16 protein-coding genes are annotated in these 22,029 nt (G+C 45.5%); 11 read left to right on the top strand and 5 right to left on the bottom strand.

What is annotated here, in order from left to right; all coding sequences use genetic code 11:
* Positions 1-31: 31 nt before the first annotated feature.
* The gene (locus KFF44_RS01260; protein ID WP_255936399.1) at positions 32-796 is read right to left on the bottom strand and encodes a carboxylesterase; all 765 of its coding nucleotides are present in this window, start codon (positions 794-796) and stop codon (positions 32-34) included.
* 167 nt (positions 797-963) lie between these two features.
* Between KFF44_RS01260 and thrS the strand changes: the two genes are divergently transcribed.
* The 7 genes from thrS to KFF44_RS01230 all read left to right on the top strand — a co-directional run bounded on the left by thrS (position 964) and on the right by KFF44_RS01230 (position 7,912).
* Positions 964-2,952, top strand: coding sequence for a threonine--tRNA ligase (gene thrS, locus KFF44_RS01255; RefSeq protein WP_255936397.1), 1,989 nt, complete (start codon positions 964-966; stop codon positions 2,950-2,952).
* A gap of 146 nt (positions 2,953-3,098) precedes the next feature.
* A complete protein-coding gene (gene infC / locus KFF44_RS01250) occupies positions 3,099-3,635 on the top strand; it encodes a translation initiation factor IF-3 (RefSeq protein ID WP_255938862.1) in 537 nt (178 codons plus the stop codon).
* 249 nt (positions 3,636-3,884) lie between these two features.
* Positions 3,885-3,971, top strand: a complete 87-nt coding sequence (locus KFF44_RS16220) for an SEC-C metal-binding domain-containing protein (protein ID WP_370691184.1) — start codon at positions 3,885-3,887, stop codon at positions 3,969-3,971.
* A gap of 238 nt (positions 3,972-4,209) precedes the next feature.
* Positions 4,210-4,947, top strand: a complete 738-nt coding sequence (locus tag KFF44_RS01245) for a helix-turn-helix domain-containing protein (RefSeq protein WP_255936395.1) — start codon at positions 4,210-4,212, stop codon at positions 4,945-4,947.
* Between the two features lie 110 nt (positions 4,948-5,057).
* Positions 5,058-5,963 carry a LysR family transcriptional regulator gene (locus tag KFF44_RS01240; RefSeq protein ID WP_255936393.1) on the top strand — a complete coding sequence of 302 codons (906 nt, stop codon included), beginning with the start codon at positions 5,058-5,060 and terminating at the stop codon, positions 5,961-5,963.
* A 109-nt stretch (positions 5,964-6,072) separates the two neighbouring features.
* Complete coding sequence (locus KFF44_RS01235; protein WP_255936392.1) at positions 6,073-7,050, top strand: glutathione S-transferase family protein; 978 nt, start codon at positions 6,073-6,075, stop codon at positions 7,048-7,050.
* A gap of 28 nt (positions 7,051-7,078) precedes the next feature.
* Entirely contained in the window at positions 7,079-7,912 is an 834-nt protein-coding gene (locus tag KFF44_RS01230; protein ID WP_255936391.1) for a pirin family protein, read from the top strand.
* Between the two features lie 74 nt (positions 7,913-7,986).
* Here KFF44_RS01230 and KFF44_RS01225 read toward each other — a convergent pair whose 3' ends face one another.
* From KFF44_RS01225 to KFF44_RS01215, 3 genes are read right to left on the bottom strand one after another with little or no spacing between them, the layout of a single operon-like run.
* Positions 7,987-8,607 carry a hypothetical protein gene (locus KFF44_RS01225; RefSeq protein WP_255936390.1) on the bottom strand — a complete coding sequence of 207 codons (621 nt, stop codon included), beginning with the start codon at positions 8,605-8,607 and terminating at the stop codon, positions 7,987-7,989.
* Between the two features lie 22 nt (positions 8,608-8,629).
* The gene (locus tag KFF44_RS01220) at positions 8,630-13,444 is read right to left on the bottom strand and encodes an NAD-glutamate dehydrogenase (RefSeq protein WP_255936388.1); all 4,815 of its coding nucleotides are present in this window, start codon (positions 13,442-13,444) and stop codon (positions 8,630-8,632) included.
* Positions 13,445-13,484: 40 nt separating this feature from the next.
* The gene (locus KFF44_RS01215) at positions 13,485-14,660 is read right to left on the bottom strand and encodes a hypothetical protein (protein WP_255936386.1); all 1,176 of its coding nucleotides are present in this window, start codon (positions 14,658-14,660) and stop codon (positions 13,485-13,487) included.
* A 246-nt stretch (positions 14,661-14,906) separates the two neighbouring features.
* On the opposite strand from KFF44_RS01215, the gene KFF44_RS01210 reads away from it, so the two are divergent.
* The 4 genes from KFF44_RS01210 (at position 14,907) to KFF44_RS01195 (ending at position 21,139) form a co-directional block, all read left to right on the top strand.
* Positions 14,907-16,697 carry a long-chain fatty acid--CoA ligase gene (locus tag KFF44_RS01210; protein ID WP_255936385.1) on the top strand — a complete coding sequence of 597 codons (1,791 nt, stop codon included), beginning with the start codon at positions 14,907-14,909 and terminating at the stop codon, positions 16,695-16,697.
* A 185-nt stretch (positions 16,698-16,882) separates the two neighbouring features.
* A complete protein-coding gene (locus KFF44_RS01205) occupies positions 16,883-17,551 on the top strand; it encodes a hypothetical protein (protein ID WP_255936384.1) in 669 nt (222 codons plus the stop codon).
* 2 nt (positions 17,552-17,553) lie between these two features.
* Entirely contained in the window at positions 17,554-19,926 is a 2,373-nt protein-coding gene (locus KFF44_RS01200) for a bifunctional diguanylate cyclase/phosphodiesterase (protein WP_255936382.1), read from the top strand.
* Complete coding sequence (locus tag KFF44_RS01195; RefSeq protein ID WP_255936381.1) at positions 19,916-21,139, top strand: hypothetical protein; 1,224 nt, start codon at positions 19,916-19,918, stop codon at positions 21,137-21,139. The genes KFF44_RS01200 and KFF44_RS01195 overlap by 11 nt, the downstream gene beginning before the upstream one ends.
* Positions 21,140-21,149: 10 nt before the next feature.
* Here KFF44_RS01195 and KFF44_RS01190 read toward each other — a convergent pair whose 3' ends face one another.
* The gene (locus tag KFF44_RS01190) at positions 21,150-21,938 is read right to left on the bottom strand and encodes a thioesterase family protein (protein WP_255936380.1); all 789 of its coding nucleotides are present in this window, start codon (positions 21,936-21,938) and stop codon (positions 21,150-21,152) included.
* Positions 21,939-22,029: the final 91 nt, after the last annotated feature.

The raw sequence follows: 22,029 nt of genomic DNA, 5'->3' as shown, positions 1-22,029 counted from the left end.
AAGCTGCGGAGAGCTGATCTGATATCTGATATCAGGTCAGCTTTTTTGCAATCATGCTTACCTGATCCTTCAATCGCTCCAAATCATGGTCAGTTGAAAGCCTATGGTCACCGCCCGGCACCAAAATAATATCAACATCGTCGCCTGTAAGTTTATCCGCAATATTAAGTGCCGTTTGCCAAGGAACATCTGCGTCCTCAAGGCCTTGAATTAACCGGACGGGGACATCAAGATGAATAGGGCCATGGACCACCCGGTTTTGCCACCCATCATCCATAAGTGCCTTCGTAATTGTGTAGGGTTGATCGCCGTATTCTGTTGGAATTTTCACAAAACCCTCATCAAGAATTGCCCTGCGCTGATCATCCGAGAACTCCTCATTCCACATACGGACAGTAAAATCCGGCGCTGCCGCAATCCCAATAAATCCAGCGACCCGCGCGCGTCGAGCCTTTGCTGCCAGCAATGAAATCCAGCCCCCCATCGATGATCCGACCAAAATTTGAGGGCCCTCAGTTAATTCATCGATAACCGCCAACGCGTCTTTTAACCATAGACCAATGGTGCCATCTTCAAACTTTCCTGACGATTGGCCATGGCCTGAATAATCAAACCTTACGAAAGATCGGTTTTCAGCCTTGCACATCGCCTCTAAGGCCAATGCTTTAGACCCTTCCATGTCGCTCATAAACCCGCCAAGAAAAACCACACCAGGTGATTTTGCACGAACGGCAGGTGTCTTGTGATACGCGATTTTTGTACCGTGGCTGGTTCTTATAAACTTAGGTTCGATCATTTGAAGGGCTTCCCTTTTATATCCATCATGGTTTTGATGCCACAAAAGGCGGGTATTATCATGTGATTTCTGAACTTTTACGCCCTTTTTATTCGCGGTCTCTTGACTCGGAACCAACAGCCCGTTAACCCGCTTCTATCTATATTTTTTTAACAGGAAGCTATATCATGAGCGATGTAAAAGTGGAAAACTCTCCGGTCAACCTGCGCCTGCCCGATGGCAGCGTACGCACGTTTGATGGACCGGTGACGGGCACCACCCTTGCCATGGATATTGGCCCTGGTTTGGCCAAGGCCGCGCTTGCCATTACTGTTGACGGTGAAATGTGGGATCTTTCACGTTTGATCGAAGCAGACGCTGACGTTTCTATCATTACAAAGCGCGATGAAGACGGCCTTGAACTAATGCGCCACGATGCGGCGCATATTATGGCTGAAGCTGTGCAGGAGCTATTTCCGGGCACTCAGGTAACAATCGGCCCCGTTATCGAAGATGGTTTCTTTTATGATTTTGCACGTGATAAACCATTTTCCGAAGATGACCTCGAAGTCATTGAAAAACGCATGCAGGAAATTGTTGCCCGCGACGAGGAAATCATCCGTGAGGTTTGGGACCGTGATGAAGCCATCGCCCATTTTAAATCAATTGGGGAAGAATACAAAGCCGAGATCATTTCAGATCTTCCCGCTGATGAGGTTGTCACTATTTACCGCCAAGGTAACTGGCTTGACCTTTGCCGCGGCCCACACCTTCCTTCAACAGGAAAACTAGGTGACGCCTTTAAACTAATGAAGGTTGCTGGCGCATATTGGCGCGGTGATAGCAAAAACGAAATGCTGACCCGTATTTACGGCACCTGCTGGCGCGACAAGAAGGAACTGAAATCATACCTTCACCGCCTTGAAGAAGCTGAAAAGCGCGACCACCGCAAGCTTGGCCGCGAGATGGACCTGTTCCACCTTCAAGAGGAAGCGCAGGGATCGGTTTTCTGGCACCCGCAGGGGTATACGATCTGGCTCCAGTTAGAAGCCTACATCCGAAATCGCCTCAAAGATGCTGGATACAAGGAAATTAAAACGCCGCAACTTCTCGACAGTAAGTTTTGGGAACAATCAGGACACTGGTCCAAGTTCCGGGAAAATATGTTTGTCGTGCCAGACGAGGTTCCTTCCACTGAGGAGGATGCCCCGATCATTCCTGCGGACGCAAAATTGATGGCTCTCAAGCCGATGAATTGCCCTGCGCACGTTCAGGTTTTCAAGCAAGGGATCAAAAGTTACCGCGATTTGCCGATCCGGTTTGCTGAATTTGGTTGCTGCCATAGAAATGAAGCGCATGGTGCGCTGCACGGTCTGATGCGTGTTCGCCAGATGACACAGGATGACGCCCATATTTTCTGCCGCGAAGACCAGATCACTGAAGAAAGCGTTGCATTCTGTGCGCTCTTATCTTCCGTATACCGTGACCTTGGCTTCCCTGACTTTAAGGTTCTTCTGGCAACGCGCCCTGAAATGCGCGCCGGTGATGACGACGTTTGGGACCGCGCTGAGCAAGGTCTGGAAAAAGCCCTTAATCAAGCGGGAATTGAATTTGATTATGCGCCGGGTGAAGGGGCATTTTACGGACCGAAACTAGAGTTTCACCTAAGCGATGCAATTGGTCGTACGTGGCAATGTGGAACGCTTCAGCTTGATTTTGTTCTGCCTGAACGCCTTGATGCTCACTATATCGGTGAAGACGGGGCCAAACATCGCCCTGTTATGCTACACCGTGCGATCCTGGGGACATTGGAACGTTTCATTGGAATTATGATCGAGCATTATGCCGGTAAAATGCCGCTTTGGATGGCACCGACGCAGGCCGTTGTTGCGACCATCACAACAAGCACTGAAGAGTATGCTCAATCGGTTGTGGAGAAGCTAGAAGCCGCTGGTATGCGGGTGAAACTGGACGCCCGTAATGAGAAGATAAACTATAAGGTCCGCGAACACAGCCACGCCAAGGTTCCTGCAATTCTTGTTGTTGGCCAGAAAGAAGCAGACGAAAACAAGGTCAGCATTCGCCGTATCGGCAGCAAAGACCAAACCGTTGTGGATCTTGAAGAGGCAATCGCTGCACTTGCTCTTGAAGGTAAAATGCCGAACGGAGAGGCGTAACAAGCCGGATAACAAAAAGAATAGCGCCAAAAACCCCTCGCCAGCAGCGGTTTAAGGCGCTATACTATAGATGAATTAACGATTTTTGAGGTTTTAACTGAAAAAATCACCCCCAATATGGTTCAACAAGCAATAGGAGACCGAACATAGGTAGAGGGCAATTTGCGGGTCCACCCAAACAGGAAGGACCACGCGTCAATGGATCAATCAGAGTGAATGAGGTCCGTTTAATAGGAGCAGAAGGTGAAAACCACGGTGTAGTATCAATCGATAAAGCAATTGGAATCGCAAAAGATTCCGGCCTTGATCTTGTTGAAATTTCACCAAATGCCGAACCCCCTGTATGTAAGGTTCTCGACTACGGTAAATATAAGTACGAGCAGCAGAAAAAAGCTAACCTTGCTCGGAAAAAACAAAAAACCCAAGATGTCAAAGAAATCAAGATGCGTCCAAATATCGACGTACATGATTACAATGTGAAATTGAAAAAAGTTCATCAGTTCATTGATAATGGTGACAAGGTTAAACTAACCATTCGATTCAGAGGCCGCGAAATGGCGCACCAGGATCTTGGTATGGAGGTTCTAAACCGGGTTGTTGCAGATGTTGAAGAATCAGCAAAAATTGAAGCAAGACCAAAATTGGAAGGCCGCCAAATGATTATGGTGGTTGCTCCTAAATAATCGCTTTTTACATAGTGATCTATCAAGCCGTTTTAAAATTTGAAGCGGCTTTTTTATTGCGTTTTTGATTTTATCGCCTTAAGCCGAGCTTCTAAATGAAGTTCAACGTAAGGAGAGAAACAATGCCTACGTTCAAAACATATACAAATCAGCCGTTCTTTTGAGGTCATCAGCAAGCGACGGAAATCCTATCCATCAGAAACACAGGTCAAGCGCGGTGAACGATATGTTCATGGTAATATAGAGCTTGTGGAAAAACTTGGCCGTAATGACCCTTGTCCTTGTGGGTCCGGCTATCGGTTTCAAGCGATGCTGTATGAAGACAAAAAAACATGACGGTAGCAATCGTCATTATTATTACAGAGATAAATAATTATTATTACAGAGATAAATAATTCATTCTGTTCTTAAACGATCCAGCTGTACGGCGGATATATTCCGCCGTACGTATAAATATTCCTGAATTTAACGCTATATTCCAGTATATTCATCTGGCATTCTCGGCAAGACTTCTGAAGACTGCAATCACCCCACCGACAAGAGGGTATTAAAAACAATAGCTTAGGAGACCAACATGAAGTTTGGTGATTATATACGACAGAAGCGAGAGGCAAATGGTTGGACCCAGCCCGAGGCCGCAGCGAGGATGGATATCGAGCAGTCTTATCTTTCAAAATTGGAAACTGGGAAGTCATACCCATCGGAAGATATATTCAATAGGTTATTAAAGGCCTATGATATTGACGCCGGTGACATGAGCAGATCTATTTTCTCAGCGGAACTCGATAAACTGCGGGAAATTAAGGAAGTCCGTTCAGTGGTGCTGGAACGTCAAACCAATGAGATTAAATTTACCCGAGGCTGGATGGTTGCAGGTTTGGTTATGCTCATGCTGGGTGGGGGCTCGCTTGGATTAGGGTTTATTGGAATAGGTAAACTTCCAGAGCGCCATCAACAATTCCACTATAAATCATTGGGCATAATTTTGCCCGGAGAACCGTTGAATGTTTTTGACGTTATCTACACATCACATGCGTCAAGCGGTTCATTAGAAGCTGTGCGTAAACGCGAGGCAGAGTTTAATGCGCGAAAACAAACGATGACTGACCGGATGCACGAACTTATTGAGACCCACAGTAGTTTTAGAGGTGAGCAGTACGTCAAGAAAACACTAAAAGGCAAAAGACGATATAGGTTTTTTAACGATAGTGAGAAAGAGGTTGAGTCGTCACTAAAATGGTTTTTAGCGCCGGCCTTTATGTTTCTTGCTGGGAGTATAGGCTGCTTCTTTGTAAGTTTTCGCTGGAGATAAAACAACAAGTCTCACTAAATCGCCCTTTCTATGTTAGGGCGGTTTTTTGTTGTGAAAAACACAACGCCCAATCATAATAAAGGCATTACTGTTGCAAACGGGGCTATATTATGGACCTAAATGCCATCAAAACCTTTTGCCGAACCATTGAAGCCGGGAATATGACCGCGGCCGCCAAGGCGCTTCATATCACCAAATCGGTCGCGAGCAGACGCCTTCAGGCCCTCGAGGAAGATTTAGGAGTACGCTTGCTTCAGCGCGCAACCCGGGGCGTTAGCCCTACAGACGAAGGCGCACTATTCTATGAGCGGTGCCAACGCATCCTTGATGATCTTGATGACGCACAGCAAGCGGTTAAGCACGCGAGCGATAATCTGGTTGGGCATATAAGGGTTACAGCACCGCGAAGCTTCGCTGACCTTCACCTTAGAAAAGCCTTTATTGCGTTTATGAAACTGCATCCAGCGGTCACTCTTGAATTAAACCTAACCGATGAACGCGTCGATATCGTAAGCGGTGGCTATGACCTCGGGTTTCGGATTACATCAAACCTTGATGACAGCGCCCTTATTGCCAAAAAGGTCGCCCCCATGCGCTTTCACACCGTTGCAAGCCCCGATTACCTAAAGGAATATGGAACCCCGCAAACACCGGACGACCTTAGGCATCATAAATGTTTGTTTTATGCCAATGTCTCCGCCAACCAGCAATGGCGGTTTTTGGACGGCTCTCAGATGAAATCCGTTCGGGTGACCGGACCCATGATGTCAAATTCAGGCACCCTTCAGTTAGAAGCCGCTATCAACGGCCTCGGGGTAGCAACCTTACCGCATTTCTTCCTTCACGATGCATTAGAGGATGGGCAACTGGTCACGATATTGGATGACTATATCAAGAATGAAAGCGCCCTTTATGCCTTATATCCAGAGAAACGGCACCTGCCCCTGAAGGTTCGAACCTTGATCGACTTTATAACAAGCTGGTTTACTCAGCCTCAGCACCAAAAATGCCTATAAGCTTCTTAAGTTGCTAAAAAAGCAACACGGTAATGCAATAAACTAAGCTAGTGTGTCATGAAAACTGACCCTATATTCGCCCTATCACTTCAAATAAAAGGGCAAGACAATGGGTTTACTAATTGACGGCGAATGGCACGATAAATGGTATGATACCAAATCAAGCGGCGGACGCTTTATCCGAAGTGAAAGCCAGTTCAGAAATTGGATAACAGCAGATGGAAGCGCCGGAGCCACAGGCACTGACGGTTTCAAGGCAGAGGCTGGTCGCTATCATTTATATTTGTCACATGCTTGCCCGTGGGCGCACCGAACAGCGATTATGCGAAGCCTAAAAGGCCTTGAGGAAATGATCAGTGTCTCATTCGTTAGTCCTATTATGCTATCTGAAGGCTGGACATTTGACGTAGGCACAGGAAGCACCGGTGATCCCTTGTTTGGTTTCGATTTTCACCACCAAATATATACAAAGGCAGACCCCAAGTATTCTGGCCGTGTTACCGTTCCTGTTTTGTGGGATAAAAAACAAAACACGATCGTATCGAACGAATCGGCTGATATTATCCGTATGCTCAACAGTGCCTTTGACACGGTCGGCGCAAAGGAAGGTGATTATTGGCCGACAAGCGCGAGAGATGACATCGAAGCCATAAACACCCGAGTTTATCATGAGGTAAATAACGGCGTGTACAAAGCAGGGTTTGCCACAAGCCAGGAAGCCTATGAAGAGGCTATATATCCCCTTTTTGAAGCCTTGAACTGGTTGGAAGACATCCTTGAAAAACAGCGATATTTGCTCGGAAGCCAGTTAACAGAAGCAGATATTAGACTGTTTACAACGCTCGTTCGATTCGACCCAGTATATTTTGGCCATTTCAAATGTAATATCAGATCGCTCGAAAGCTATTCTGCGCTAACAGGTTTTGTGCGCGATATCTATCAAATCGCTGGCATCGCAGACACGGTAAATATGGATCATATCAAAACCCATTATTACGCGAGCCACCGCACTATCAACCCAACAGGTGTCGTGCCTGTCGGTAACGGATTTGATTTAAACGCACCGCATGGACGCGATCAATTATAATCATGCAAGCCAACTTAAGGATAGAATAATGACAGCACGCCACATTCAGATGGTTTATCCCGCAGAAACCATGAGCGAAGGTGTTCGTGTAACCGTTCATCGCACCATTGGGAAACGCGGATTGATGAATTTAGACCCCTTTCTCCTTTTAGATGAGTTTGAATTAAAACCAGGAACTGGCGCTGGCTTTCCTGAGCATCCACATCGGGGTTTTGAAACCATGACCTATATGTTATCGGGCGCCATCAAGCATACAGATACGGTTGGAAATACCGGTGTTATCAGACCCGGAGACGCGCAGTGGATGACAGCAGGCAGCGGTATTATTCATTCCGAAATGCCCGTTGCGGGGGAAAGTGATATCATTCACGGCCTTCAGCTTTGGGTAAATCTGCCCGCCGCAGACAAAATGAAAGCACCCCAATACCGCGATGCATCAGCAACCAACATCCCGCTAATCGAAAAGGATGGCTATATTGCACAAATTATCGCTGGCGAGTTCGAAGGCACACAAGGACCAATCAATGACGTGGCGATCAATCCATTATATATGGACATAACTCTTTCAGGCGATGGGGAAGTTTCCATCCCTGTTGAAGCCGAACACACTGTTTTTCTGTATGTGATAACAGGCGCCGTCAAAATAGACAGCCAAAACCTGGAGCAACGCAGTCTGATTGTTTTAACGGACGGCGAAAAGGTTCAATTAAGTGGGGACAAAAACAGCCGTTTCCTTTTAGTCGCTGGTCGCAAAATCAACGAACCTGTTGCCCGCTATGGCCCGTTTGTTATGAATACTCGTGAGGAAATACTGGCGACCATTGATGATTTCAATAACAAGCGTTTTCCCGGGCAAAGTTAAAGACAGAAGACCGACAGCTGAGGAACCCACTGACCAGAGGCCGAGTATCTGTAATTTTGAAATGCATACGCAGATTATTTGTGAGGCATACAGGCCTTTACGGCGACAGGTTCGTTGACAAAATCAGTCTGGTAACAGTTTTCCAGAAGCGAACAATAACAAGCCTCGGCCTTTATTTTCCAGCGGCTATTGTTCAAGCGATCCCAAAATTCCCGATTATTATCATCAAGCTCTAGAGATAAAACCTGAAGTTCTTTACCGACCGGCATAATCTTGTTGTTCACAATTCCTGTCACAATAAATCCGGCCTTTGCTTCCGGCTTTGCAAACCACGAACGATCTGCCCCTTCGGGAGCGCAGCACGCCAGAAGGATATCATAAACATTACTGCTTTTTTTAATACCTTTTGCGTCACCATCATCATATGACATGGAAAAATTTTTGATAATAGCAGGGCCAACACCAACATTTTCCACTTGAAGATATATCTTCGCTTTCTCGGCTTCAGTATCATAGTTTCCTGACGAAAACTGCAGGTAAGGCCAGGTAGCGGCCTTAACCTGTTTTTCTTCTGATTGGGCCTGAAGAAAGGTGGCATAAAAACTAGCGGCAGAAATCAGAACAGCACACACAGCAATTACCAGATTAAGGGTATCCTTGGTAATTCGAGTTGACTGCTCTGATTTTTTTGCCATTGTTTCACTAACCTTTTTCAGCTTATCCCAAAATTGACCGCAGGTGACGTGTCGCGAAGCTAAGTTTGGCAACGGTCAATGTCCCTGCTGAACGAAGGTCATCTATCAACCGCTGTGCACGAATGATTGAGGTTTGCTGTTCAGCCTGCCAATCGGACGTAGCCTTCAAAGCAGGCTTCTTGCCAGCTGATTTACAAACCTGTTTCACAAGTTCAGTTTGCTGATCTGCCAAGTCTTCCTTTAGCGAACGAATTGCAAGCACTTCCCAGTGATCATCAGGTACAATGCGGTCCGCGCGTTGACGTAACCAGTCAAACCCAAGCATATCCCCAAGCGCAAAATGAATTGTCGCAGCAAAATCAACCTTCTTATTCTCTGTTTCAGCAACAGAAATAATATCCGCACCCGAACTGAGAACTTCAAAGCCTGCAACAAATGTTGCGAGTTTATGGCTAACGCCTCCCTCTTTAAGGGGGTCCCTGCGGCTGATAAAGGCTTCCTGCGCTGGTTTGCTCAGTATCTCCTGCTTGATATTAAAGAGCGCTTTCACAGGCGTCGCAAAACGATCGATCAAATCGACGATATTATAAGGACGCGGCAAGTTTCTAAGCACCCATAACACCTGATCTTTCAAGGAGTTTGAAAGCGAACGGTGCATATCATACTGAAGCGCAGCATCAACCTTGTAATCAAGCGCGTTAACTGCATCCCACATGCCTTGAAGCCCATAGATGCCGCGAACTGCAACAAAAGCCGCCACAATATCCTCAACACCAAGCCCGGTTTCTTCTTTCACTTCGTATACAAAGGTCAAACCGCCCCAGTTGACAACCTCGTTCGCAAGAACTGTAGCAACAATTTCTCTCCGTAGTCTATGAGACCGAATTTCTTCAGGGAACCGTTTACGAAGCGTCGTCGGGAACCCCCACTCAAGCTCGGGCTCCAGAACAGGATCATCAATTAAAGACCCCTTCATCAAAATATCAACAAGTGACATTTTCGCATACGCAAGCAGGGTTGAAATTTCTGGCCTGCTGAGACCTTTTTCATTCGCTTCAAGCTCTAAAAAGCCCTCATCAGACGGTAGGTTCTCAATTTCCCTGTTCAAACCACCATCACGCTCTAATGTACGGATAAGGCCCAAATGATATTGACGCGAATTGACAGCCTCTGCCTCAGCTAGGGAAATAGCCTGCGTTTGCAAATAGTTGTCCGAGAGAACAATATCAGAAACTTCATCAGTCATCTCGACGAGTAAGCTATCGCGGTCCTCGCGGGTAAGTTTTTTCTTGGAAATAACATCAGCAAGCAAAATCTTGATATTCACTTCCTTATCAGAACAATCCACACCCGCCGAATTATCGATAAAGTCAGTGTTTGAGCGACCACCCAAACGACCGTATTCGATCCGCGCTTCCTGTGTCATGCCCAAGTTACCACCTTCACCGATAACTTTTACTTTAACCTCAGGTGCGGTAACGCGGAGCGGATCGTTCGCACGGTCACCAACATCGGCATCTGTTTCTGTGGTTGCACGAATGTATGTACCAATACCACCAAACCACAAGAGGTCGGCCTCAGCTTTCAGGATTGTATTAATAAGGACATTAGGAGCCATGGACGTCTCTTCTGTCCCTAACCAAGCCTGAATTTCAGGCGATAGATCAATTGACTTCGCGGCCCTAGAGAAAATCCCGCCGCCTTTGGAAATCAGTTTGCTATTATAGTCTTCCCAGCTTGAGCGCGGCAAATCAAAGAGGCGCTTACGCTCTTTCCACTTGGCTTTGCTGTCTCCTGCTTCCGGGTCGATAAAGATATGCATGTGGTTAAAGGCCGCCTTCAAATGCAAGGTTTTGGAGAGCAGCATTCCGTTTCCAAAAACGTCACCCGCCATATCGCCGACACCAACAACCGAGAAGACATCTTCCTGAACATTGACACCCATTTCTCTGAAATGACGCTGGACGCTGATCCACGCACCTTTGGCCGTAATACCCATTTTCTTATGGTCATAGCCATTGGACCCACCTGACGCGAATGCATCATCCAGCCAGAACCCTTGGCCTTCGGAAATACCGTTCGAAATATCGGAAAAGGTCGCTGTTCCCTTGTCGGCTGCAACAACAAGATACGGGTCATCGCCGTCGCGGCGCACTAACTCTTGTGGGGGTTTCACTTTGCCTTTTACAAGATTATCAGTAACTGAGAGTAGGCTGGATATGAATGAGCGATAAGACGCAACGCCCTCTTCCATGAAAGCATCACGGTTCATTGAAGGGGTTAATTGTTTAGGGAAAAAGCCACCTTTCGCACCCTGTGGAACAATTACCGCATTTTTCACCTGCTGCGCTTTTACCAGGCCAAGTACCTCGGTTCTGAAATCCTCACGGCGATCGGACCAACGCAGACCACCACGGGCAACAGGGCCACCGCGCAGATGCACACCTTCCACACGTGGGGAATAAACCCATATTTCAGCGTGCGGCCTTGGAAGTGGTGCTTCTTCAACTTCGTTTGAGCGAATTTTAAAGGCAAGAGCACGTTCGTCAGCACCAAGCTTAACACCAGACTGGTAGAAATTGGTTCTAAGCGTAGATCTGATAACATTAACATATGCACGGAATATACGATCCTGATCAAGGCTGGAAACGCTCTCCATCAATTTTTTCAGGCCTTGTATTATCGTTTCAGCAATAGTGTCACGATTATCGCCTGAATACTCTGGATCAAACTGAACGGCAAAAAGGGCGATCAGCTGACTAGCAATTTGTGGATGCTCTACCATACAATCGGCGATATAATCCGGTGAATAGCCAAGCCCAAGTTGTCTCAGATATTTTCCGTACGCGCGTAGAACAACAATCTCATCCCATGCCATCGCACTCGCAAGCACAAGCTGATTAAAATCATCATCTTCTACGACGTTTTTCCAAACCATGAGGAATAAATCCTCAATAACCGGCTTGATACGCTCCATAGAAAATGCACAGCCTTCCTCAAGCTCTAAAGCAAAGTCGTGAATGTAACTCGGCTGCTCTGACCTGACTTCATATGAGTGCTCGCTGAGGACCCGGAAACCCATATTTTCCAATACTGGCATACAACTAGATAATGGAACCAAACGGCAACCATGATGGATCTTAAGCCTGTAACGATTATCACCGTCACCAAGGTGATGATAGAAATCAACTCGCAAATCATCTGCACCTGCTAATTCCTCAAGTTTCGCAATATCATAAGCGGCCTGTGCTGGCGAAAATGCTGCGCGGTACGCAACCGAGAAACGTCCGCGGTACGCATGATTTAATTGATTACCATGTTCTTCACCGTAACGTGAAACCAATTCAAAATGCAGACGATCGGGCCAACCTTGAGCTGCCTCAGCAATTTGTTGGTTGATATCACCCTCGTCAACATTTGGAACCTGACCAGGTTTGGTGCGAATAATAAAATGCCAGCGCGCGAGTGATTCTTCACTCAACATTGCGTAATAAACAGAAACTTCACCATTGAAGGCTTCACATAAAATACGCGCTGCGGCTGCCCTCAAACTGGAATTATAATTCTCGCGGGGCACATAAACGAGCGCAGAGACAAACCTTTCAAACTTATCGCGCCGTATAAAAGCACGTGGGCGTGGTCGCTCCGTCAACTGGAGAATGCCCATTGCTGTTTCAAATAAATTGTCTTCCGCAATCTGAAACAATTCGTCCCGTGGGAACGTTTCCATAATATGTGCGATTGCTTTGCCTGCGTGGCTTTTGGGTGCAAAACCGCTTCGTGACTGGATATTAGCAACTTTTGTTCTCAAAAGCGGCACATCATGAGCAAACTGGCTGTATGACAGCGAAGTAAACAATCCGACGAAACGGCGCTCGCCAATTGCATTGCCTTCCGAGTCGAAAATTTTAACACCAATATAGTCGAGATGAGAAACACGGTGAACGGTAGATTTTACATTCGCTTTAGTAATGATCACAGGTTCAGGTTGCGCTAAAAAGTGCCGGATTTCATCCGACATTGGTGTCAACCCATCGCGGTTACGCAGAACATTTCGATCAACATCCCGCAGAATGCCGAGACCAGAGCCTTCCACTTGAGTAAATTTAAGAGACTTCTTCTGTAAATCAAAACGATACTCGCGGAAGCCAAGGAACGTGAAATGATCCGCACCTAACCAACGCAAAAAACGAATAACCTCGTCAACTTCGTCATTATCGATTGGTGGTGGGTTAACTGTAAGCGAAGCAACAGTTTCATCAATTTTTGCCAACATTCCACGCCAATCGCTAACGGCACCGCTTACATCGCTTAAAATAGATGTAATAACCGCCTGATACTCAGCAATCTGGTTTTTATCAGATAGCGTGTCGATTTCGATAAACATGAAAGATTCGCGTGTTTCTTCACCACCATCATGTACACGTAACCCTTTTTTGTCGCGCATTGTTGATAAAATAGGGTGATGCATCATGTGAATGCGACTCTTAAGAGTGGATGTTAATCCGCCTGTGATTGAATCGACCAGAAAAGGCATATCATCGGTTATAATCATCAGCACACTGTGATGGCTGCTCCAGCCCTCTTTCGGGAAACGAGGGTTGAGTATTTTCACGAAAGGCTTGCCTGTTACCCGTTTGGAAGATGCCTCCCAGAACCCTTTTGTAATCGCAAAGAGCGTGGTTGCCTCTCTGTCAAAAAAGTCGTCTGGGGTTGAAACAGGCAAGAAATCTTCCATAAAGCTTAGAAAAGCTTTTAACTGGTCGCCTTTAAGGCTTTCTTCTGCCAAGCGTTTAATTTCTGCCAATGCTTGTTTTCTATATTCGTTGTTTGTCACTGTGAATGCCTCTTCACTCTTGGGTAACTATATAAATTCTTTATTTTTTGGGGATTGCAGCATATCGCCGGATTGCCGCATCTAATGTTTCTTCGCCGATATCAGATGGGCCAATAACCTCATATTGGGTGTCTGATTTTTTGCGCGCTAAAAGCAATATAAATTCCTCTGATCTTTCCAAGTTATCTAACTTGATATTCGCAATTCCTTTGACTTGTCTTAAATGTGTTAACGCTTTTTCCTGGCGATCATAAGCTTTGGTACCACTTTCGCCGCGTCTCGCAGCACGCTCCGCTTTCACACACCCTTTTATGCCCCCGGGCTGCTCCATCAAAAAGTCAGCAAAACCCTCTACAGGCACTTGCATCCTGGTCGCATAAGCAAGCGCAGACGCATATTCTGTAAGTCGTGTTTTATCGTAAGTTTTGCCAAAAATTAGCTTGAGCAAAGGCGTAAATGGGGCCCGGGCCTGTACTTTTAATCCCTGTGCCGATAGGATATCTTTATATTTATCCACATTATCCTGTGCGTCGTAATAGAGCCTGTATACGTGCTCCAGAGCCCGATACAAACTTTCCCGTGTACCTATATCTGGATGAACAATTGTACCAGCCAAATTCTGAACCTGCATCAGTTGTGATTCAAATTCAGTATCCGCCTCCGTTGTCAATTGCGGATCAAGTTCAGGTTCCTCGTCAAACCCAGCAATTTCATCGATCGGAATAATAACATCTGGCACACGGTTTCGAAAATTAGCAACTACCAGAACAAACTGAATATGGTCTTGGCCTTCACCGTACCGCGTAAAAGGCAGCAATATACCTCTGCTGTCTGTTAAATCCTCGATAAATTCAAATTCTACTGCTCGATAATGACCCTGTTCATCACTCAGTTGATCTACCAGGGCAGTCGCAAAGGACGCATGGGGAAATGCTGACAAGGGAACACCAACCATAGCCGGAGCATCAATCAATTGATCAATACGGTCCCCTATGAACCTGATAATACCGCCGGGGTCGCTGGATACATCAAGTAATAGGCAACAATCTTTGAACGGATTAAGGTCTTCAGATTTTAAATCGTCAAAATCAGGGAATTCCCGATCACCTCGTAACCCTTCCCAGTAATCGAAGGCACGCAGATGCATTCGACGCTCACGCAATATTGCATTAGTATTTGCTTGGGTATTATTATCTTGGTCTGGATGCTCAGTCATTCTCAAACATTCCGTAACGTTCTCGATCTAAGACGTTCTATTTCAATAGTCACTCTATGATACTCAAGACAACTATGAAGATAAAGACAACTTTTTACTAAATCGTTACTAAAATACCAGTATATTTCATCCAAACTAATCCTGTACTTCATAAAAGTTTCATGAAACATTTGTCAGCCGCTTTAAGCCAGTCTATTTTACACCCAAACTGGTAGGGGAACTTGATACATTAGGAGAGCAACCACTATGCCGATTAAGCAGTGGGAAAGCCTGACTGCGATGTTTTTCGAGCAAGTAAAAACATATGCAGACCAAAAATTTCTATTCAATAAACAAGATAAACAATGGCAAGATCAAACTTGGCAGCAAATTGCAGAAAAAGTCTGTAAGTTAGCAACAGCACTTAACCAATTGGGCGTGAAGAAGGGCGACCGTGTCGTTCTGGTTAGTGAAAATCGGCCTGAATGGTTAATTGCTGATATGGCAATTATGGCAGCAGGCGCCATATCCGTTCCAACCTATACAACATATACAGCCCGTGACTATCTGCATATAATTGAGAATAGCCGTGCATCGCTCGCGCTGATATCGACCAAAAGCTTGGCCAACACATTTCTTAAAGCTGCCCATCAGTCAGACGATTTAAAAAATGCAATCATCATTGATGACTTTAAACTCGAACAAAGCCTGAATGTTGAAGTCCATTCCTGGGCTGACCTTCTTTCAAAAACTAACGCTGATATTGATTTTTGGCAAAATGAAGCAAAATCCATTTCACGCGAAGATATTGCGTGCCTGATTTATACCAGTGGCACAGGCGGGGCACCCAAGGGTGTTAAAATTCATCATGGAGCTATCCTGCATAATTGTGAGGGTGCGGCTCAAATTATTGAGAGTATCGGCCTCAAAAATAATGTGTTTCTTTCATTTCTGCCATTAAGTCATGCTTATGAACACACTGCAGGACAGTTCCTGCCCATCTCTATCGGTGCACAAATATGGTACGCGGAAGGCATTGAAAAACTAGCCAACAATATGGAAGAAGCCTCACCTACCATAATGGTCGTTGTGCCGCGCCTGTTCGAGATGTTGCGCACACGCCTGACTCGACAAATAGAAAAAGAGAGCAAACTAAAACAAAAACTGTTTAACCGCTGTATAGAGATCGGTAGTAAGCAAGCCAAAGGCGATGAGCCACTTTCTCTCATCGAAAAGATTACTAATCTCTTTTTGGACCTCACTGTACGCAAGCAAGTTAAGAAAAAATTTGGTGGCCGTGTTAAAGCCCTTGTTTCTGGGGGCGCTCCCTTATCACCTGATGTTGGATATTTCTTTACCGCGCTCGGACTTCCGTTACTTCAGGGATATGGCCAAACCGAATCAGGGCCTGTGGTTTCCGTGAACCCGCCTGGTGCTGCACGGATGCACACCGTTGGGAAAATTCTGGACAAGACAAAAGTTAAAATTGCCGATGATGGTGAAATTTTAATTCAGGGCGAGCTTGTTATGAAAGGGTATTGGCAAAACGAAAGTGCCACTGAAAAAACAATTATCGATGGTTGGCTACACACTGGGGACATTGGCAAGATTGACGACGGATATCTGGAGATAACGGATCGGAAAAAAGATATTCTTGTTAACGACAAAGGCGATAATATTTCGCCGCAAAGAATTGAAGGCCTTTTGGCCCTGGAAGACGAAATTGCTCAAGCAATGGTTTACGGTGACAGAAAACCGCACTTGGTCGGCCTGATTGTGCCAGACACCGAGTGGCTCATAACATGGGCAAAAAAGCACAATAAGCCTGCTAAACTAGCTGAAGTCATAGATGATTCAGACTTTAAAAAAGCACTCGCCAATGCTGTGGACCGAATCAACAACCGGCTAGCAAATGTAGAGAAAGTCCGAAAGTTCACAATTGCGCATGAAGCGTTTTCCATCGAAAACGAACAGATGACGCCAACACTTAAAGTAAGAAGGCATGCTGTAAACAGTGTTTACGGCGATAAACTGGAGGCACTCTATAAAAAACCCTAACGATCATCACAGAGGTGTTACCTGAATTAATCTATATGCTGTGAGGTTTTGCTTTATAGTCTTAAGGTGATGATAACTATTTATAGAGCATAGATGGGTAAACGTAAAACAACACCAGTTAATCTGTCGTTCAGATTGGTGTCCGTTTTATGCAGCACTATCTATAGTTAAAAGGGTCGAGTACAATGTTGAAATACACCAATGTATTGAAACACCTTGCAATATCCATCTGTGTCACAGGAATGGCTTGGGGGTCAGTGGCACAGGGCGAAGATGTTGTTATTTCAGTAACAGACCAGGTTGGCGACCAGTTAGAGGGCGCCGTTGTTTACCTGGAGCGTACAGATGGTCAACCGATCGCGTGGACGAAAGATGATGATGTCAAAATCATTGATCAGAAAGGCGAGCAATTTTCGCCGTTTGTAACAGCACTAAGCGTCGGCGATTCGCTTGAGTTTCATAATACTGACCCAATAACACATCATGTTTATTCATTTTCGAAAATCAAACCGATCAATATAATTGTCCCTGCTCGCCAAAACTCAGAGGCTTTTAAATTCGATGAACAGGGTGTTGTCGCAGTTGGGTGTAACATTCATGACCACATGGCAGCATTTATCTATGTAGCGCCATCCCCAGTGAATGGCATCACCAATGCTGACGGTCAAGTCAAGTTTTCAAACTTGCCGAGCGGTGATTATAACCTGTCTTATTGGCATCACAGGGTTCCAAGGTCACAAACAAAAAATCAAAAGATTTCGGTAACAGGTAGCACAGAAATCGCAGTCAAAATTTCTATACGCAGGGACAGAAAACGTTCCACGCGAAGACGTACAGATGAGCGACCATATTAATCATGAACCTTAGTTATCGTTCAAAACTGATACTGTTTACAGGAATATTGCTTGCCGTTGTGCAGGCAATAAACTTTCTGACCGTTGCCAGCTCTACTCGGCAACGTATCCTCGAAAATGCCCAAGAGGACCTTCACTTAGCTCAATTGAATGTTGAGCGATTTGTAAATCATACAGCGGTGCTCGCGTCTAATACCAGTGCTGTATCGCTGCGAGACTTTGCTATTAAGCAATATTTAGCTGACCCAAATACAGACTTGGCCACGAAAACTTCAGTTGTTAACAACGTAACAAACCGTATTCAGGCCGATTGGAGCGCATACCTTACGTTAGACTTGGAGACGGAAATCACCACATACGATGCTCCGATCCAAGAGAATTCACCCTTTCCTTTTGTTAGCTTAATCGATCAAGCAGAACTCGCAGATGATGGTACAACATACGGTGTTGGGTTGATTGACGATTCTGTGCATTTGCTTACTCTTGTGGCAGTTGATACCCCTCGGACTATTGGCTATTTTGTTGGTGGTTTCAGTTTGGATGAACGGTTTATCACAAACGTTTCTGAACAGATGTCTATCAACGTCAAGGCAGCGTTAGTTGTTCCCGCAACTCAGCAAGTTATTCAGAGCCAGATCGCCGATAATGACATTGCTGATATACTGAACCAATCGTCCATCGATGATGTCAATTCCATGCAAATTCAGCAAACAAGCTCAAATGGAGTTAGATTTGCTGTTACATTCCTGCCATTACCAGGGGCTGGCGATGACGAACCACGTATTTATCTGCTTTTATCATACTCATTAGACAATGCCCTCGCGCAGGAAGGGGCGCTCTTTACTTCGCTTGCCGTCTTGCTAATCGGAGCCTTGGTGTTTGCAGTAATCGGTGCTGTCTTCTTCTCTAGCGGCCTTAGTAAACCAATTACCAGCTTAACTGAGCTTGCGAGGCGCGTTCAGGAAGGCGACTATTCCTCCGTTCCAAATGATGTTCGCAAGGACGAATTTGGAGAGCTATCGCTGTCATTTGCGACCATGATCTCACGCATTCAGAAAAGAGAGGCCGAGCTATCATATAGGGTGAAATATGACCCGAATACAGGCCTTGCTAACAGAAGTGAATTCTTAAACAGATTGGAAATATTGTTAGCGAAACATTCAAGGCCTTATTCAATCACGGTTATCCAGATTTCAACAATCCGTCAGATCAATTATGTTTTGGGAAATGATATCACACGTGATGTCACATCTATGGTTGCCGCACGTTTGAAAAAACTGCCAAACCAAACTGAATGCGCGCGTTTAGGCGATACATTATTTGCTGTAGCCCATAATAGCGGCATGATGGGTGTTCAGATGATTAGCGATACTTTATCTGTGCCCCTCACCCACGATGATTATGAGATTGATATCAACTTTACACTTGGCATATCACATAATGCCGAAGACCTACCGCCAGAAGATGCCCTACAACGCGCACGCGCTGCTTTATACCGCGCAGAAGAAAACAACTTGGAAACCGCCGAGTATGAGGCGGATAAAGACGAACCGAATGAAGACTCTCTCACTCTAATGAGCGAGATGCGACGAGGCTTACAATCTGATGAGTTCCAACTCTTCGTTCAGCCGAAAATAAGCCTGGAATCCGGGAAAGTTATTCAGGCCGAGGGGTTAATTCGTTGGTTCCATCCCACACGTGGTTTTATGCCACCGGATGAGTTTGTTTTAATCGCTGAACAAACTGGTAAAATACACTTGCTTACAAGTTGGGTTTTAGTGCGTGCGTGTGAAATTATCAGGAACTGGCGCGATAATGGTTTGGACACCAGGTTGGCGATCAATCTTTCTGTAAAGGATCTCGCTGACGATACATTACCAGGCCGCTTTATTAATCTGCTAAAGAAATACAACCTGAGTGCGCAAGATTTCATAATGGAAATCACCGAAAGTGCTTTGATGGCTGATCCTGCACAAGCTTTGCGCGTCTTAAACCGTTTACGTGATATTAATGTTGACCTTTCAATAGACGACTTTGGAACCGGCTATTCATCCCTTGAATATTTACGTGAACTTCCTGTCAATGAGATTAAGATTGACCGATCCTTTGTTCAGCATCTTCCAGAAAATGACGGCGATAAAGTCATCGTCAAGGCTGCTATTGATCTGGCACATGGTCTTGGCATGACGGTTACGGCGGAAGGTGTCGAGGATGAAGAGTCTTTAAATATCTTAAAACAGTTAGGCTGTGATAAAGCACAAGGTTATTTTATCAACAGGCCTGTCAATGAAGCCGATTTCAATAGCTTTATGAACACCAGTGAATATGGAATTTCTTCGCAAACAAATCTCAATGTGGATACCGATGATGAATAGGATTTTGAGAGACGTTTATCTGACTGCTGCCATTAGCGGTGTATTGCTGTCCTCAACCACAGCGAACGCTGATGACTTTAAACCTTTTTTTGATATCTCTGGGCTGGCAGATGTCAAAATATCATTTGGCGACACTGAACTAAGCACATTTGATGGTGGGTTTGGGAAAACCCGCGAAGGAGACGGCACCAATGTTCGCCTGAGTCAGGCAGCCCTAATTGGTTTTGGTCAATTGACACCAAGTTTATCTGCGGTTGCTCATATTCAATATAACCCTGACCTTCAGGATGAAGTTGATATTTTTGAAGCCTTTTTGCGCTATCGCCCTGTTTCAACAGGCAGAGTACGCTACACAACCAAGTTAGGTGCCTTCATTCCCCATGTTTCAGCGGAAAACAAAGGGCGTGGTTGGACAAATTTATTCACACTTACAAATTCTGCCGCCAATACATGGATTGCTGAGGAGGTCAGGCCGTTAGGACTTGATTTCACAGCCGAGTATAGAGGCGATACATTCGACGCTGAAGTTGGCGCAAGTGTATTTATCAACAACGATAATTCCGGTGCTGGACTGGCTTTAAGAGGATTTGTACTAAACGATCAAAATGTGGGTATTTTTGGTGAAGTTAGAATACCAGATGTCGGCATGAGGATTGGCCAAACACAAGCTCCATTCCGTGAAGGCGATGATAGCCCTGGCTTTGCGGTCTCAGCACGCTTAAGCAGTGAAGATTACGGTGAATTTATTGCATACTACTCAGATAACGGAGCCACTGCTGGAGAGCCCTTCTCAAATGGAGGACAAGCCTGGGACACACGTTTTCTGACAGCGTCCTACAATCATGACCTTCCAGGCGGTGTTTTCGTCAACCTACAAGGTTTGGTGGGAACCACTGAAACAATTGCAAATGGCGGCCCGCTTGGGACCAATTTCTCAACGATCTCTTTATTGCTCGCAAAAGAAATCGGTGATTTGCAACTTGCTACAAGAGGCGAACTTTTTGATCAGAATGATACATCCGATTGCCCGTGCCCGTTTCTAGGTGAAACAGGAGAGGCTTTAACCGTCGCAGCGACCTATCGGCTAGGTGATCACCATCGTTTCATCGGTGAATACCTGCATGTAAGTTCAGACCGGGAAGGCGCAACAGCAAACCAGCCTGCAAGTTTTAATGAAAATGTATTCCAATTGGCCTATCGGTTAGTGTTCTAGGAATAGTATTTTACTCAAAGTAAACCATACACTGCCTCGATAGGGCACATAATTGGCCATCTTCTGTAAAGACGTACCCAGATTGCTGCGAATAACCGTTCGCAGCCGCATCCAGATTAAAATCAAGATAGAACCAGTCGCTTTTAATATCTTGAACCGGCATCAAAAACTCCAACGACCAACTTAAAGAGCTTACCATTACAGGCTTCGTATAGTGTGACAGCATAATAGGGGGCGGGAAATCGCAAATAGAAATGATTTTCTCAACCGGGTACCTACTCATATCAGACCGGTGACGCACCCATAACCCCAATCGTCGATCCTTAGAGCCCGACAGCGGAATCCCTCCGCCTGACCAATGGCAATCAAATTTAGATAGAAACGGAGGCATCATTGGGTTGGGTACCAGAGGCGGTACACTGTCACGTGGTTCAGGATTAAAGGAGAAGTTAGGCACAACACTTTTCGTATCACGGTTCGCACCAAACAGGGCCATTGACTGAAAACAAACCTTATCGTTGGCAATCACATTACTCGCCAACTGACTAACATTCTTGCCTTGCCTGACCAATCTGGCATCAAGCATACAGTCGCCAGGGGATGCGGGGGCAACGAAAGACCCCATAAACGAACGAATAGGAGGAGCATCATCGCCCAACATGCTAATCATCGAACTGGAAGCAGCCGCTGCAACAAGCCCGCCGTACGCGGCTCGTCCTTGAGACCAGCCTTCAGGAATCAATACTTTCTCGGCTTTGTTTTCGTATATATAATCAAATATTTCCTGCAACGACTGCATTGTCTGAACCTCCACGCCAAAATAATGTAAGGCATTAATATGTGATTTCATGCTATCATGTTTCATCCAAAGGTAAACGCAAAAATACGAC

The sequence above is a fragment of the Kordiimonas sp. SCSIO 12610 genome, from assembly GCF_024398015.1.
Taxonomy (GTDB): domain Bacteria; phylum Pseudomonadota; class Alphaproteobacteria; order Sphingomonadales; family Kordiimonadaceae; genus CANLMI01.
This window is presented reverse-complemented; position numbering and strand designations above follow the sequence as displayed.

Bases quoted from the DNA above. Each gene is read 5' to 3' on its own strand.
- KFF44_RS01200 (WP_255936382.1), top strand. From the start codon at position 17,554: ATGAACCTTAGTTATCGTTCAAAACTGATACTGTTTACAGGAATATTG.
- KFF44_RS01195 (WP_255936381.1), top strand. From the start codon at position 19,916: ATGATGAATAGGATTTTGAGAGACGTTTATCTGACTGCTGCCATTAGC.
- KFF44_RS01190 (WP_255936380.1), bottom strand. From the start codon at position 21,938: ATGCAGTCGTTGCAGGAAATATTTGATTATATATACGAAAACAAAGCC.
- KFF44_RS01230 (WP_255936391.1), top strand. From the start codon at position 7,079: ATGACAGCACGCCACATTCAGATGGTTTATCCCGCAGAAACCATGAGC.
- thrS (WP_255936397.1), top strand. From the start codon at position 964: ATGAGCGATGTAAAAGTGGAAAACTCTCCGGTCAACCTGCGCCTGCCC.
- KFF44_RS01235 (WP_255936392.1), top strand. From the start codon at position 6,073: ATGGGTTTACTAATTGACGGCGAATGGCACGATAAATGGTATGATACC.
- KFF44_RS01260 (WP_255936399.1), bottom strand. From the start codon at position 796: ATGATCGAACCTAAGTTTATAAGAACCAGCCACGGTACAAAAATCGCG.
- KFF44_RS01215 (WP_255936386.1), bottom strand. From the start codon at position 14,660: ATGACTGAGCATCCAGACCAAGATAATAATACCCAAGCAAATACTAAT.
- KFF44_RS01210 (WP_255936385.1), top strand. From the start codon at position 14,907: ATGCCGATTAAGCAGTGGGAAAGCCTGACTGCGATGTTTTTCGAGCAA.
- KFF44_RS01225 (WP_255936390.1), bottom strand. From the start codon at position 8,607: ATGGCAAAAAAATCAGAGCAGTCAACTCGAATTACCAAGGATACCCTT.
- KFF44_RS01245 (WP_255936395.1), top strand. From the start codon at position 4,210: ATGAAGTTTGGTGATTATATACGACAGAAGCGAGAGGCAAATGGTTGG.
- KFF44_RS01240 (WP_255936393.1), top strand. From the start codon at position 5,058: ATGGACCTAAATGCCATCAAAACCTTTTGCCGAACCATTGAAGCCGGG.
- KFF44_RS01205 (WP_255936384.1), top strand. From the start codon at position 16,883: ATGTTGAAATACACCAATGTATTGAAACACCTTGCAATATCCATCTGT.